We start from the raw sequence: 14869 nt of genomic DNA, 5'->3' as shown, positions 1-14869 counted from the left end.
TCAGCTGAGGAGGGAAGTGGTCCTGGATGCGTGCCAGGCCTCTCGAGCGGACTGTCCAGGCGGGACATGCATCGATCCTGTGGGGTTTCGCAGATCGCTGGAATGACTGTTTGAACGCACTTAACGTCAGAAAATAAAAATAAAAGGTAGTGTGTATGAAAGAGAAGACCAAACAGGGTCGGCGGGTGCTGACTCAAGGTGCTCTGACACTGTTGATGGTTGGCAGTGCACAGGGTTTGATGGCGGCCTCGTTCGACATGTCGAACCCAGACTACCGCGTGCGTTGGGACAATACGGTCCGTTACAACCTGGGGATGCGGACCGACAGTCAAGACAGCCACATCATGAATACGCCGAACTACGACGAGTCGGACGGCAAGTTCGATAGAAACGAGATCGTGACAAATCGTCTCGATCTGTTTAGTGAGTTCGATTTTTCCTATCTCAACGATTGGGGTGCTCGTCTCAGTGCTGCCGGCTGGTATGACCAGGCCTACGATGACGACAAAGTCCACAGCAACATTCCAGGGTTCGCGACCAGCTACCACAACAACAAGTACAGCGGTGAAGTGGACCGCTACATGAACGGTCCTTCGGGCGAAATTCTCGATGCGTTCCTCTGGAAAAACTTCAACGTCGGCGAAATACCGGTCAACGTGAAAGCCGGTCGCCACACCAACTACTGGGGTGAGGGCCTGCTCATCGGCGCGCATGCCGTGTCTTATTCCCAGGCGCCAAGTGATGGCGTGAAAGCCTCGACCAGTCCTGGTATCGAAACCAAGGAAGTGTTCCTGCCAGTCGGGCAAATATCGGCCAAGGCGCAACTCACCGACCATCTCTCTGTTGCCGCTCAGTATTTCTACGAATGGGAACCGACTCGCATACCTTACGGGGGCACGTACTTTGGTGGTGCCGACCCATTGTTCGAAGGCCCGGACCAGCTACCGTTGGCCGCCAACGGCTCGACCCTGCAACGTCAGGATTCGAAATTCGGGCGTGATGGCAAGAACTGGGGCGTGATGGGCAAACTCAACGTCGAAGAAATCGAATCGACCTTCGGCGCCTACTACCGTCAGTTCGACGATTACCAGCCTTGGCTGGCCCCGGAAATCAAGGCAGCAGCGGGCTCCTATCGGGTGATTTACCCACGTGGCGTGAAGCTCGCGGGCCTCAGCTTCGCCCGGGTCTTCAACACTGTGGCGGTCGGTACCGAATTGTCCTATCGGATGAACGGCGCATTGAATGCCACCGGCGTCAGTGCCCTGGACGATGAAGGTCCTCGCGGTGACACCATCCACTTCATTGCCAACGCTGTTTACGGCGTGCCGCGTAACTTTATTTCGAACAACGGCACGCTGGTTGGTGAATTCGCGTACAGCCATCTGGATCGGGTGACCGAGCACGAAGAGTTGTACAAAGGGGTTGGCGAGAATGCTTGTACCGATGCCAGAAACCCTCGCAGCCCCGGCTCCGGCGATGAGTCCGATGGTTGCTCGTCGAAGAACTACTACGCAGTTGCCGTCAACTACACGCCACAGTACATTCAGGTCCTGCCTTCCTGGGACCTGGATGTCCCAATGACTGTCAACTACGGCCTGCATGGCAACGCCCCGACTGCCGGTGGCGGTAACGAAGGCGCGCTGTCCTACTCAGTCGGCCTGAAGGCCACTTATGCCCAACTCTATGAGTTCGGCTTGCGTTACGCAGACACCAAGGCCCAACCCAAGCATCTGGCCAACGGCACTGTAGCCGGTAACGGTCCGGTCGGTGGTACCGACCGCGGCTGGCTGGCATTTACCTTCAAGACCTCCTTCTGATAAATCCAACAAGAATCGGAGAATGTGTTCATGAAACGACAACTTGCCTTATCCATTGCCCTGATGAGCATGGCGACCTACACCCTGGCGGCAGGCGGTGACGCTTCCGAACTGGGCAAAAGCCTCACCCCGTTCGGGGCGATCAAGGCGGGTAACGCCGAGGGCACCATCCCTGCCTATGACGGTGGCCTGACCAAGGCACCGGCCGGCTTCGTACCCGACAGCGGGTTCTGGGTCGATCCGTTCAAGGATGAAAAACCACTATTTCGTATCGATGCCAAAAACGTCGACAAGTACGCGGACAAGCTCAGTGAAGGGCAAAAAACCCTCATCAAGAAGTACCCGACGTATTACATCGACATTTATCCAAGCCACCGTACGACCGCCTATCCCCAGGCCGTGCTGGATGCCACCGTCCGCAACGCCAGCAGTTGCACGATTCAGAAAGACGGCCTGGCGGTCGATCCGTCCTGCCGTGGCGGCTTGCCGTTCCCGATCCCGAAGACCGGCAACGAAGTGATGTGGAACCAGCAGGTGCGCTACAAGATCGGCACCGGTTACTCAACCACTTCCTCTTCGAACAGCTGGGTGGTGGACGCCAATGGCTCGATCACCAAGACCGCTGAGCAAGCGACCTTCGAAGAGACACCGTACTACCAGGTCTCCCAGGCCGATCGTGATTCACTGATGTATGCCCGAGTGTTCTCGCGCAATGACTATCCGGCGCGCCGCTCCGGTGAAGTCGTGGTGCTCACCGACTTCCTCGACCCACAGGCCAAGGCTCGTCGTTCCTTCAGCTACTCCCCGGGTCAGCGTCGCGTCAAGCTGGCGCCAGAGTTCGCCTTCGATACGCCTGTGGCCAGTCAGGGCGGTGTGACACTGTTCGATGAGCTGCAAATGTTCTCCGGCAGCCAGGATCGGTTCGACTACAAACTGGTCGGCAAAAAAGAGATGTACATTCCGTACAACGCCTACAAGTTCTACTTCGGTACCAAGCAGGAAGATCAGTTCATGCCGCACCACGCCAACCCGGCCAACGAGCGTTGGGAGCTGCATCGGGTGTGGGTCGTGGAGGCGACGTTGAAGCCGGGCATGCGCCACGTCTACAGCAAACGTACCTATTACCTGGATGAAGACACCTTCGGTGTAGGCCTGTATGACGCCTGGGACAAGAGCGGCGCGTTGTATCGCTCGATCTTCCTCAGTGGCGTACAGCTCTACGACAAGAACATTCCCTACAACGTGAAAAACGTCGTTTATGACTTCAACAAAGGCATGTACGCGTTGCTCAACGATGGGCTCAAAGGTGGTTACAAGTTCTATGACAAACCGCTCAGCGAGCGCGACATGAACCCTGAAGCCATCGTAGCCCGGGTCACTCAACGCTGATGTGAGTCGCCTGTCCTGCCCGTCGGTTTGCGCATCAAGCCTGGCGGGTAGAACAGGTGGGTTCTGCCATGCGGGATGGTTAAGGAATAAAAATAATGATTAGCCCTTGCCCTGCTTCTGTTCTTTTTTCCAAGTCGCGCCTACTGCTTGCGGTTGCGTTGACCGTAGGTGTCAGTTCGTTGGTGGCGATGCCTGCTTATTGCGCGGCTGCGCCTTCCACCGATACGCTGGACGTACCGGCGCAACGGGTGGACGAGCGGCTGCCCGCACCCTTGTTGTCGGTCGCCAGGGCTGGCGATGCGATGATCAGCGTCGGTCTCCACGGATTGATCCAGCGCTCCACCGACGCGGGACGAACCTGGCAGCAGGTCGACAGTCCGGTGTCCAGCGATCTGGTGCAAGTGCGGTTTCGCGATGAGCGAAATGGCTGGATCGTCGGTCACGATGCCCTGGTGCTGCACACCACTGATGGCGGTCACAGCTGGCAAGTGCAGCTCGACGGGCGCCGCCTGTTGACACTGCTTAATGCCTACTACGGTCCGCGGTCCGAAAAAGGCGACGAATCCGCGGCCCTGGTAGTCAGGGAAGTGGCAATGGCCGCCGGTACCTCGGCGACCCCGGGCGTATTGGCCGCACCCTTTCTGGATGTGATGTTCGATGAACAAGGCAACGGCTTTGCCGTGGGTGCCTTCGGGCTGTTGTTGCACAGCACTGACAACGGCCAGAACTGGGAGCCGTGGATCGAGCGCAGTGACAATGAGCGGCGCATGCACCTGTATGGCCTGGCTCAGCAAGCGGGCACTTTCTATATCAGCGGCGAACAGGGGCTGTTGATGCGCCTGGATCGTCAGCAACAACGTTTCGTGAAAATCGAAACGCCCTACACCGGCACCTACTTCGGCGTCCGCGCCTACGATCATTTGCTGCTGGCTTACGGGCTGCGCGGCAATCTGTTCGCCAGCCGCGATGACGGGCAGCAATGGCAGGCCGTGGAAACCAACCTCAATAGCAGTCTGGTCAGCATCGTCGAGCAGGGCAACGCCTTGATCGTCGTGAGCCAGGGCGGGCAACTGGTCAGCGTTGATCGCCAGAGTTTGCAAGTCACGCCGCTGGCGGATGCGCGAATGGGTGAGGTTTATGCAGCCAGTGCCACCAACCAGGCTGGGAGCCTGGTTGTCACGCGCTTTAGCGGCGCCAAGGTCATCGATATCGCCCAGGCCAACTGACGCCGTCGGCACGATTCCCCTACGAGAAAGAAAAAATGGTCGAGCAAAAATTCAACAGCGGGATGCCAGTGATTGCCAACCTGGAGGACTTTGACAAGAGCTCCGGAGGCTGGTTTGAACGGGTGATTTTCCGGCATCGCATGTTGGTCGTCATTGCCTGCTTGCTCGCCACCGTGGTGTTGGGCTTCTTTGCTACACGGCTGCAAGTGAATGCCAGTTTCGAGAAAATGATCCCCAGCTCCAGCCCCTACATCAAGAATTACCTGGCCTATAAAGACCAGCTTCCGGGGTTGGGTAACAGCATTCGCGTGGTGGTCGAAAACAAGACCGGTGATATCTACGACGCCGACTACTTGCTGGCGCTGCAGAAGGTCAACGACACCCTGTACCTCATCCCGGGTATCGACCGTTCCTGGATGAAGTCGCTGTGGATGCCCATCGTCCGCTGGAAAGAAGTGACGGAGGAGGGCATCGATGGCGGTGCGGTGATGCCTTCGGATTACGACGGCAGCGACAAGTCGATCAAGGCCCTGCGCCGCAACATCATGCGCGCCGGCATTGTCGGCAACCTGGTGGCCAACGACAGCCAGTCGAGCATGATTGTCGCGCCGCTGCTCGATACCAATCCGCAGACCGGTAAACCACTGGACTACGGGGATTTCTCCAAGCAACTGGAAGCACAGATTCGCTCACTGGAAAGCGACAAGGTCGGCATCCACATCGTCGGCTTCAGCAAGCTGGTCGGCGACCTGATCGACGGCCTGTATTCGGTGATGCTGTTCTTTGGCGCTTCCGTGGTGATCGCCGGGCTGTTCGTCTATTTCTACACCCGTTGCCTGCGCAGCACTTTGTTGCTGGTAAGCGTGGCAGTGGCGGGCGTGGTGTGGCTGCTGGGCTTGATGCAAATCCTCGGCTACGAGCTGGACCCGTACTCGATCCTGGTGCCGTTCCTGATTTTTGCCATCGGCATTTCCCATGGCACGCAGAAGATGAACGGCATCCTTCAGGACATTGGCCGTGGCACCCATAAATACATTGCCGCGCGCTATACCTTCCGCCGTTTGTTCCTCACGGGCCTTACCGCACTGCTGACCAATATCGTTGGTTTTGCCGTGCTGGTGATCATCGATATTCCGGTGATCCGCGACCTGGCACTGACCACCAGCATCGGTGTCGCCGTGCTGATTTTCACCAAGTTGCTGCTGATTCCGGTGGCGCTGTCGTACCTCGGTGTCAGTAAAAAAGCCGCGCGTATCGCCATCGCCAAAGACCAGGCCGGCGCAGAAAACAAAGGTTTCCTAGGGCGTCTGTGGAGCGGCCTCGACCGCTTCACCGAACGGCCGATGGCCACCGCGGTGATCGCCGTGTCGCTGCTGGTGACCCTGGCGGGCAGTGTGGTGATGATGCACCTCAAGGTCGGTGACCTGGACCCCGGTGCACCGGAGCTGCGTGCGGATTCGCGCTACAACCGCGATAACGCCTACATCACCAGCCATTACGGGCTTTCCAGTGACCAGTTCGTGGTCATCATGAAGACCAACGAAGACAGCTGCCGCCTGTACCAGTCGCTGCAAAGCATGGACAAGCTGGCCTGGCGCCTGCGTCAGACACCAGGTGTACAAACCACCCAGTCGCTGGCCGAAACCGTACGGATGATCAGCTCCGGCATGGCCGAAGGCAGCCCGAAATGGCTGAGCATCAGCCGTGACCAGGCGATCACCAACTCGGCGGTGGATGCAGCGATGATTTCCGCCCCGGGGATCACCAACCAGCAGTGCTCGGTGACCCCGATGATTGCTTATCTGGCCGACCACAAGGCCGACACCCTGAGCCGGGTGTTGCAGGTCTCAGAAGAATTCGCCAAGGAAAACAACAGTGTCGTCGGCGCTGAACAGCCGGTGGAATTCCTCCTGGCCGCGGGCAATGCCGGCATCGAGGCCGCCACCAATATCGAAGTCGAGAAGGGCATCATCACCATGTACCTGGCGGTGTATGGCGCCACGGCGTTGCTCTGCCTGCTGACCTTCCGCAGCTGGCGCGCAACCTTGGTGGCGCTGATTCCGCTGCTGATGACCACGATTATCTGCAAGGCACTGATGGTCTGGCTGGGCATCGGCCTCAAGGTGGCCACCTTGCCGGTGATCGCCGTGGGGGTCGGTGTCGGTGTGGACTACGCGCTGTATCTGCTCAGTGTGCAACTGGCGGTGCAGGAGCGTGGTGGCAGCCTGGCGGTGGCTTATCGCCGCTCGCTGGACTTCACCGGCCGTGTGGTTGCACTGGTGGGCCTGACCATGGCCGCCGGGGTGATTACCTGGGCCTGGTCGCCGATCAAGTTCCAGGCCGACATGGGCATTCTGCTGACCTTCATGTTCCTGTGGAACATGCTCGGTGCACTGGTGTTGATCCCGGCCCTGTCGCATTACCTGCTCAATCCCAAGGGCAACTCCAAGGCCGGAGTGACCCTGGACCTCGAAGACGCCCGCGCGCAGCAGGAACCGCGTAAGCCCGCAGCCGGCGCACCGACCCACTCATTGACTGAGCTCGCCTTACCCCGGCGTGCCCGCTGACTAATAGCCGGGCACAGGCCCAGGCTGGCAATTGCAAGGAGAGAAGTATGTTCGAGTTACTGATGAGTGCCGACATGATGGTTCCGGACCCGGACGGCATGACGGAAATGTTGGTCGACAAGCTCGGGATCTACAAGCACGAACGCTGGCGCCAGGCGTTCGACAATCACCCGTACATCGCGCATTTTCTGCGGGTACACAAATCCCTGGCGGTGTCGCCAACACGCATCGAACCGCAGTGGCACCTGGATCGACCGAACCCCGGCGATCCGCTGTTCCATGACTTTCTGGAAAGCCTGAAAGATTTCCAGGGGCATCATCGGCCGATGATCACTCACTCCATCGTGCTGGCCCTGCACGGGGACAAGTTCGACGCACTGGTGGACAAACTGATGCGCCGGCGCTTGCCGTTCCGCATGGCACAGCGCACCCCGGAAATGCCGTTCGACCGCCTGTGGCTCGGTGCGACTCCCGAGCAGCCGTACTACCAGCCATCCGTGGACGGTGGCCTTTGCATTGAAATCATGCCGACCGAGCCATTGCAGATGCCGCCGGAAACCTACCAGTTGCCACCGGTGCAACCACGCGATCTCAAACCCGGCGACATGGTACGCGTGACGGCCCGTGGCTTCCTGGTCCGTGACCTCGACGAAACCCTGCGCAAGGTGTCGACCAACCTCGACTGGGAACCGAGCGGGCCGGTGGAGAACATCCGCAGCGAAGGCTACCGCCGTGCGCACATGGGGTTCACCGTGCCTAACAGTGCAACCCTCGATGTACTCGAGGCGACCTACTGGAACACCGACGCCGGCCACTACGTCAACAACTGGGGCCCGGGGCCGTACTACATCCGTATCGGCGTCAACGACCTGGCCGCCAAGGCCGAAGATCTGCGCGCACGCGGCACGCGGTTCCAGTGGATCGAATCCTCGGAGGCCGTTGGCGGTCGTCCATTGATCAAGATCGATCCACAAGAACTCAATGGTCAGGTCTTCGAGTTCGAGGAGTGCCCTGCATGAGCACAGCGCAAAATCCGCAACTCCCCGTGCTGATCAACGAGGCTGTGCGCCTGGAGCGCGATGCCATGGTGGGCTGGGTGGTACTGACCCGTCCCCGACAGATCAACGCCATCAACGACGAGATCCGCCAGGGCGTACCGCAGGCACTGGCGTTGTTGCAGCAGGATCCGGACATTCGCGTGATCGTGATTCGCGGGGAAGGCGAACGGGGCTTTTGTGCGGGCGCCGATATCAAGGAACGCCGCGGCCCAGAGTCCAGCTTGCAAGTTCGCCAGCGCATGGAAAACGTACGCTGGATCGAAACCCTGGACGGCATCACCAAACCGGTGATCGCCGCCATTCATGGCTACTGCATGGGTGGCGGGCTGGAATTGGTGCTGGCGTGTGACATCCGTTTCGCCGCTCCCGATGCCGTGTTCGCCCTGCCAGAAACCGGTCTGGGGCTGATCCCCGGTGGCGGCGGCACGCAACGACTCTCCCGAGTGGTGGCACCGGGTCAGGCACTGGACATGTTGCTCACCGGTGACAGGGTGGGCGCCGAGCAGGCGCAGCGCATTGGTCTGGTCAGTCGACTGGCCAGTGACAGTGCCAACCTTGTGCAAGAAGTGCGGGCTTTTGCCCAGCGCATCGCCAGCAAACCACCCACCGCGTCGGCCTTTGTCAAACAGGCTGCGCGGGCGGCACTGGAAATGGATCTCAAGCGTGGCCTGGACCTGGAGCTTGATCTGTTCGCCTTGTTGGCCCCGACCAAGGACGCCCGCGAAGCGGCCCAGGCCTTCAGCGAACGGCGCGAACCGCGTTTTACCGGCGAATAAAGCGCCACTCCCTAAAACAAAAAGGATAAGGGCATGAGTACAGGAAAACTGGCAGGACGAGTGGCCATTATTACCGGCTCCGGTGGCGGCCTGGGCGCCGAATGCGCACGGGTACTGGCATCCCATGGCGCGAGTATTGCCGTAATCGATATCAATTTCGAGGGGGCGACAGCCGTTGCCCAATCGTTGGTCGCCGAGGGCCATCAGGCTTTGGCGATTGCCACCGATGTGTCCTCGGAAGACGACGTGCGGGCAATGGTTGCCCAGGTGAAAGAGCGTTTTGGCCGTATCGACATCTTGCACAACAACGCGGCGATCCTGAATGCCGAGCAACGCCAGCTGGACCGTGATTTCGTCAACCTCGACATGCAGGCCTGGGACCGCGCCATCGCGGTCAACCTGCGTGGCGCCGTGCTGTGCACCAAGCATGTGATTCCGGTCATGCTGGAGAACGGCAAGGGCTCGATCATCTTCGCCACCTCGGGTCTGGGCATGCAGGGCGATATGTCCCTGACCGGCTACGCCACTTCCAAGGCGGGGCTGATGATGCTGCCACGCATGGTGGCCTCGCAGTACGGCAAGCAAGGCATTCGCGGCAATGCCGTGCAGATCGGCCTGGCGCCTTCGGAACACGCCATGCCTGAACCCTTGCTCGACATCCTGCGCGACAACCACTGCACCGCCGAGCTGGGTACACCTCGGCAGATCGCCGATGTGGTGGCGTTCCTGGCCAGTGACGAATCCTCCTTCGTCACGGGTACCACTCTGGTCGCCGACGGTGGTTTCAGCAGCCACACGCCATCCCTGGTTGCGATGCGCGCGTTGTTCGCGCAGATGGGTCGCACCGGCATGTAACCTTTGCCTCGGTGCACCGTCCGGTGCGCTGGGGTTGTACTTCGCCACCACAGCCGCCGCGCGCCGCCGTGGTTGAATTACGTCATGGAAGCAAGTGATGAATCAGAACCACAAAGCGGGAAACACCGACTTCGATGTGATCGTCGTCGGCGGTGGCACCAATGGCCTTTCGGCTGGCTGTTACCTGGGCATGGAAGGCAAGAAAGTGCTGGTGCTCGAAGCGTTGGACAAGGTCGGCGGCATGGCGTCATCGGGCTATCTGATACCCGAAGCACCGCAGCACCTGGTCCACCCCTGTGCCCTGGACATGATGTCGATGCGTGTGCATTCCCACGTGCCGGCGGAGCTCGGGCTGGAGCGCCACGGTTTCAAATCGGTGGAGCTCGCGCCGGGGTATGTGTACCTGCATCCAGATGGACAGTCGCTGATTTTCTGGCGTGATCGCGAGAAAACCGCTGCCGAGATTCGCCGCTTCAGCAGCAAGGACGCCGAGGCGTTTCTTGAGTTCATGAAGGTCATCGACATGTTCCTCGATATCGCGCTGCCGATGATGCGCGTCGACCCGGCGAAGACCAACCTGGGTGTGAAGCTGAAGATGCTCGGCACCGCGATCAAACACAAAGCCTTGAAGCCCGAACTGATGGCACTGATGACGGGATCCGCGCTGCAAGCGGCGCGTGAGCGCTTCGAGCATCCGGTGACCATATCCGCGATGTGTGCACTGACCGGTCTGGCAGGTGATATCAGCGCCGATGGCGGTGGCATCTATTACGCCTTGCTCGGTTTCCTCCATCGTTTTGGTGTGGGTCGTGTCCTTGGGGGCATGCAGCAGTTGAGCAACGCCATGCAGGCGCGTCTGGAAGAGCTGGGCGGTCAGGTGCTGGTGTCGGCCAGCGTCAGTGAAATCGTTGCCAAGGATGGCCGGATCAAAGGGGTGAAACTTGCGGATGGTCGCCAGTTCATGGCCCGCGCGGTCATTGCCGGCTGTCACCCCAAGCCTGCGCTGGATATGGTCACCCGTGGTGAAATCCCCCAACACTTGCTCACCCGCATCGCCATGGCACCAGCCAACGGCAAGGGCTCGGGACCACTGAAGGTGGATCTTGCCTTGCGTGGGCAGATTTCCGTGCCACGTTTTGCTGCCATTCGCGGCGACGGTGTGGATCTGCGTAAAACCGTGATGTTGATCGGCACCGAAGAGGCGGTGCTGGAAAACTTCGCCGCTTGCGCCCGAGGCGAGGTACCGAAGTTGCCCTACATCACCGTGGCCGCACCGAGCGCCGCCGATCCCTCACAAGCGCCAGCCGGCCAGGATGTACTGTACATCTATCCGCCGGTCATGCCGGTGAACCCCAACGAGGGTTGGGACGCATTGCGTGAACGGGTAGCCGACCAAGTGCAAGAACAGCTGTATGACTACATTGAAGGGATCGAAGGGCAGGTGATTGGCCGTCACATCGAGGCCGCCCCGGACTTTACCGCGCGCTTGAACACGGTGAATGGCTGCGTGGTGCATATCGACACGACCTCCATGCGTTCGAGCACCATGCGCCCAGCGTACGGTTTGGGCGGCGATACCTTACCGGTGGCCGGGCTGTATTTCGGCAGCGCCGGCATACATCCGGGCGGTGGGGTCAACGGCATGGCAGGGCGGTTGGCGGCCAAGCGGGTGAGCAAGTACTTGAGTAAAAAAGGCAACTGAGCCGTCGATAGATAAAACCTGTGGGAGCGAGCCTGCTCGCGAAGGCGGAGTGTCAGGTGGCGGTGATCCTGGAGGTACCTGTCCCTTCGCGAGCAGGCCCGCTCCCACAAAGAGATCGTGTTTATGCAACGCGCTGATAGTCGTTAAACGCTGTCAGCGTTTTTTTTTGCACCCAACGAAATACTCGCCAGGACAAAATCTGCCGAGTACTGGCGCCAGGTGGCCATGCCTTCTGCCGAGTCAGTGTCCAGGCCTGCGAGTGCAGACATGGAGTAGCGGTTGGTGAACCAGCCTGTGGTCACCAGTGAGGCGCTGGCCAGCAACAAGCGCGGGTTGATGTCCGCACGAAAATCACCACTGGCGGCTCCGCGGACCAGGATCGCGTCGAGCTTGGCGATCAGCTTCGGTGCCATTTCAAGAAAATGGTTACGCGGTGTTTCGTGGGTGTCGTGGTAGCGAATGCCTTCCAGCGCCAGGCTGCCGAGGAAGGGGTCAAACCGGTATTGGTCGAAGAAGTGATTGAGCACGGTGCGCATCGCCTGAGGCGGTGGCAGCTCTTCAACCTTGAGGTTGACCAGCTCGGACATGATGTTGTCCGAAGATTCATCCAGTACCGCGACAAACAGCCCTTCCTTAGAGTTGTAGTAGTGGTAGACCAGTTGCTTGGTGACCCCGGCATCCCGGGCTATTTCTTCCACGCGCGCACCGGCCAGGCCTTTTTTAGCGAACTCCACGCGCGCAGCAGCGAGCAGGCGATTCATCGTATTGCGTTTGCCCTGTTCGCCACCTTCTCCTGCCTTCACCGCCACCTCGTACTCCTCCTGTTGAATGGGGTCACACCTTGAAGCATATACCCGGGCGCCATCGTTTGACCCAGAGTCAAACGAAGCGCAGTACCGGTGCAGACACAACCGCATACCATGGATTGGCAGCCGGGCAATCTTGGTGTGCAAGAGCAATAAAAACAAGACAGGAGAACCTGATGAGCAACGAAAGCGCAGCACTGGACCTGGCCACCGCGTATTCCGCCGTATCGGAAATGTATCGCGGCACTGACCTGGATATTCATGCGGTGTGCCGCGAGCAACGGTTGAAGTCACCCATCTATGAAGGCGATTTCATTACTCAATTCGGGGTGCCAACCAATGCCGGTACCCAGCAGGGCACTCGCCCGACCTTCGCCTTGTTCAAATACCAGGACGTGATGACTGTTCTGCGCGATGGTGCGACCTACACCAGCGGCTTTATTGCCGAAGGTCTGGGCGCGTTTTTCGATGGCTTGATCATTCTGGCCATGGACGGTGACGAACACCGCAAGGTGCGCGCCTTGCTGCAACCGGCATTCATGCCCGAGACCGTGAACAAGTGGCGCCCGCAGATCGACCAGGTGATCCGCGAGGAGTACATCCAGCCAATGTTGCCGGCAAAGAAGGCCGACCTGATGAAGTTCGGCCTCGAGCTGCCGATTCGCATCATGTACGCCTTGATGGGCTTCCCCTCGGATGAACCGTCCAAGTACAAACAATATGCGGCCTGGGCCTTGGCCATTGTCGGCGGCAACCAGATCGACCCGAGCAAGATGGTCGAAGCGCGGCGTCAGGCCGGCATCGCCGTCAAGGGTCTTTACGACGCACTGGCCGAAGTCGTGGTGCAACGTCGCGCCGAGGGCAGCCAGGGCGATGACGTGGTCGGTCGTTTGCTGCGCGCGGAATACGAAGGGCGCACGCTGGATGACCATGAAGTGATCACCTTTACTCGCTCGTTGTTGCCGGCGGCCGGGGAAACCACCACGCGCATGTTCGGCTCGGTGATGACCTTGCTGCTCACAACTCCCGGCTTGCTCGAGCGGGTCAAGGCCGACCGCTCACTGATCGGCAAGCTGATGGACGAAACTACCCGTTTTGAACCGGTAGCCACTTTCAAAGTGCGCGAAACCGCCAAGGAAGTGGAATTTCACGGTGTGAAGATTCCCAAGGGCTCATTCGTCCAGTGCATGGTGGTGTCTGCCAACCGCGACGAAGAAGCGTTTGAAAACCCGGATGTCTTCGATATCGACCGCAAGCCAAAACCATCCTTTGGTTTTGGTTTTGGCCCGCACATGTGCATCGGTCAGTTCGTTGCCAAGGTCGAGATCAGCTGCGCGGTCAACGCGATCCTCGATCTGTTCCCCAACTTGCGTCTCGACCCGACCCAGCCCGTACCGCAGATCGGCGGTGCACAGCTGCGTGGCGTGTCGACGCTCCCGGTGATCTGGGACTGAACCACGATTCAAATCCGTTTCCAGGCCTTGATAAAAACAACAGAGGGCAGTATGAGAACGTTCAAAACCATTCCAGAACGCGGTGATTTCGGCTTCCAGCAACTGGTCGGGCCGCACAAGGTCACTGGCGCTTCGATGTCTGCCGAGCGCGGCTTCTTCGGCCTGCATTTGAGCAAGAGCTCGCCGTTCGGCTCTGTGCGCGATGAGCAGGGCAATATCTATTCATTTGTGCGGTCGCTGATGGCGCCCAATGGCACGCCGAACCCGACCAAGTTCTACTACCTGAACAACCACGTCGACAACGTCCACCTGCGCATGGACCACGAAAAAATGGCCCGCCAGGCGCTGACGCCACTGCCTGTGCATAGCCTGGAAGGTGATACCGCACGCTGGGCCAGCCAACCGGGTGAAGCCGGTAATGGCTGGGAAATCACGGCCAGCAGTGAACGCCTGACCTGGAAAGAAGAAGGCTTGTTTCACCTCGAAGGTCGTCTGCTCGGACCGGGTTTGCAGTGGTACTTGCCGGGTGTGGAGTGGGGCACGTTCTACGTTTCACAGTTGTGGGATATCGCCGGTGTCTGCGAGGGGCGTCCGGTAAAAGGCGCCATGGCGCTGGACCAGTTCTACATGGCTGAAGGCGGCGCCATCCACTTCAAGAAAGACCTGGTAGTAAACAACAACAAGCATGTGATCTGGTGGTCCTTTGTCACCGTTTATAAAGACGGCACGTGGGATACCGGTTCTTTCATGGTCGGTCACGACCACCTGGGTTACGCCATTTTCAACAATGAAAAAGGCGAGGTGCGGGTCACCACCGATATCGAAGGGCACACCGAGCACAAGGACGGAAGCTACTTCTTGAAGTCGGCCAAAATCGTGCTGGAAGGCAAGGAAGAGTGGGAATTCCTGCCTGACGAGAAGGGCGAAATGATCGACTTCGTTGGCGGTTTCCCTGTCACGGCTCAGCAGGAAGGGCGTTGGCGTCGGGTTGGCGATACCCGCGAGCCTTCGCACTGGCTGGGCTGGGGCGAGTCGGACCGGCGTAACGGCTCGGCCCGTAACGTTCCAGGCAAGGACCTGTAAACCTGTGAACCCCCTGTAGGAGCGAGCCTGCTCGCGATGGACGTGAAGGATACCGCGTGATGTCTGACACCCCGTGGTGTTCTCAGGTTTATCGCGAGCAGGCTCGCTCCTACAGGGCATAACAATAAAGAGGAAT

At 59.4% G+C, this 14869-nt stretch carries 11 protein-coding genes; 10 read left to right on the top strand and 1 reads right to left on the bottom strand.

Going from position 1 to position 14869, the window contains the following annotated elements:
• Positions 1 to 155: 155 nt before the first annotated feature.
• From PG5_RS16425 to PG5_RS16390, 8 genes are all read left to right on the top strand, one after another.
• Entirely contained in the window at positions 156 to 1817 is a 1662-nt protein-coding gene (locus tag PG5_RS16425; RefSeq protein WP_020798236.1) for a DUF1302 domain-containing protein, read from the top strand.
• Positions 1818 to 1847: 30 nt separating this feature from the next.
• Positions 1848 to 3206, top strand: a complete 1359-nt coding sequence (locus tag PG5_RS16420; RefSeq protein WP_020798235.1) for a DUF1329 domain-containing protein — start codon at positions 1848 to 1850, stop codon at positions 3204 to 3206.
• Between the two features lie 95 nt (positions 3207 to 3301).
• Complete coding sequence (locus PG5_RS16415; RefSeq protein ID WP_020798234.1) at positions 3302 to 4432, top strand: YCF48-related protein; 1131 nt, start codon at positions 3302 to 3304, stop codon at positions 4430 to 4432.
• A 35-nt stretch (positions 4433 to 4467) separates the two neighbouring features.
• On the top strand, positions 4468 to 6999 hold the full coding sequence (locus PG5_RS16410) for an RND family transporter (protein ID WP_020798233.1): 2532 nt from the start codon (positions 4468 to 4470) through the stop codon (positions 6997 to 6999).
• Between the two features lie 47 nt (positions 7000 to 7046).
• On the top strand, positions 7047 to 8018 hold the full coding sequence (locus PG5_RS16405; protein WP_020798232.1) for a hypothetical protein: 972 nt from the start codon (positions 7047 to 7049) through the stop codon (positions 8016 to 8018).
• A complete protein-coding gene (locus PG5_RS16400) occupies positions 8015 to 8833 on the top strand; it encodes an enoyl-CoA hydratase/isomerase family protein (protein ID WP_020798231.1) in 819 nt (272 codons plus the stop codon). Before PG5_RS16405 ends, PG5_RS16400 begins: the two co-directional genes overlap by 4 nt.
• A gap of 33 nt (positions 8834 to 8866) precedes the next feature.
• On the top strand, positions 8867 to 9688 hold the full coding sequence (locus PG5_RS16395; RefSeq protein ID WP_020798230.1) for an SDR family NAD(P)-dependent oxidoreductase: 822 nt from the start codon (positions 8867 to 8869) through the stop codon (positions 9686 to 9688).
• Positions 9689 to 9785: 97 nt separating this feature from the next.
• Positions 9786 to 11390, top strand: coding sequence for an NAD(P)/FAD-dependent oxidoreductase (locus tag PG5_RS16390; protein ID WP_020798229.1), 1605 nt, complete (start codon positions 9786 to 9788; stop codon positions 11388 to 11390).
• Between the two features lie 143 nt (positions 11391 to 11533).
• Here the strand turns inward: PG5_RS16390 and PG5_RS16385 are convergent, their stop codons facing one another.
• A complete protein-coding gene (locus tag PG5_RS16385; RefSeq protein WP_020798228.1) occupies positions 11534 to 12199 on the bottom strand; it encodes a TetR/AcrR family transcriptional regulator in 666 nt (221 codons plus the stop codon).
• Positions 12200 to 12372: 173 nt separating this feature from the next.
• On the opposite strand from PG5_RS16385, the gene PG5_RS16380 reads away from it, so the two are divergent.
• Positions 12373 to 13650, top strand: a complete 1278-nt coding sequence (locus PG5_RS16380; protein WP_020798227.1) for a cytochrome P450 — start codon at positions 12373 to 12375, stop codon at positions 13648 to 13650.
• A 51-nt stretch (positions 13651 to 13701) separates the two neighbouring features.
• Positions 13702 to 14733 (top strand): hypothetical protein, encoded by a 1032-nt coding sequence (locus PG5_RS16375; protein ID WP_020798226.1) that lies wholly within the window; start codon positions 13702 to 13704, stop codon positions 14731 to 14733.
• The last annotated feature ends 136 nt before the right edge of the window (positions 14734 to 14869 follow it).

Source organism: Pseudomonas sp. G5(2012), from assembly GCF_000408945.1.
Classification (GTDB): Bacteria; Pseudomonadota; Gammaproteobacteria; order Pseudomonadales; family Pseudomonadaceae; genus Aquipseudomonas; species Aquipseudomonas umsongensis.
The sequence above is the reverse complement of the archived record's forward strand: the minus strand, read 5'-3'. Positions and strand labels throughout refer to the sequence as shown.

Bases quoted from the DNA above. Each gene is read 5' to 3' on its own strand.
- PG5_RS16425 (WP_020798236.1), top strand. From the start codon at position 156: ATGAAAGAGAAGACCAAACAGGGTCGGCGGGTGCTGACTCAAGGTGCT.
- PG5_RS16420 (WP_020798235.1), top strand. From the start codon at position 1,848: ATGAAACGACAACTTGCCTTATCCATTGCCCTGATGAGCATGGCGACC.
- PG5_RS16415 (WP_020798234.1), top strand. From the start codon at position 3,302: ATGATTAGCCCTTGCCCTGCTTCTGTTCTTTTTTCCAAGTCGCGCCTA.
- PG5_RS16410 (WP_020798233.1), top strand. From the start codon at position 4,468: ATGGTCGAGCAAAAATTCAACAGCGGGATGCCAGTGATTGCCAACCTG.
- PG5_RS16405 (WP_020798232.1), top strand. From the start codon at position 7,047: ATGTTCGAGTTACTGATGAGTGCCGACATGATGGTTCCGGACCCGGAC.
- PG5_RS16400 (WP_020798231.1), top strand. From the start codon at position 8,015: ATGAGCACAGCGCAAAATCCGCAACTCCCCGTGCTGATCAACGAGGCT.
- PG5_RS16395 (WP_020798230.1), top strand. From the start codon at position 8,867: ATGAGTACAGGAAAACTGGCAGGACGAGTGGCCATTATTACCGGCTCC.
- PG5_RS16390 (WP_020798229.1), top strand. From the start codon at position 9,786: ATGAATCAGAACCACAAAGCGGGAAACACCGACTTCGATGTGATCGTC.
- PG5_RS16380 (WP_020798227.1), top strand. From the start codon at position 12,373: ATGAGCAACGAAAGCGCAGCACTGGACCTGGCCACCGCGTATTCCGCC.
- PG5_RS16375 (WP_020798226.1), top strand. From the start codon at position 13,702: ATGAGAACGTTCAAAACCATTCCAGAACGCGGTGATTTCGGCTTCCAG.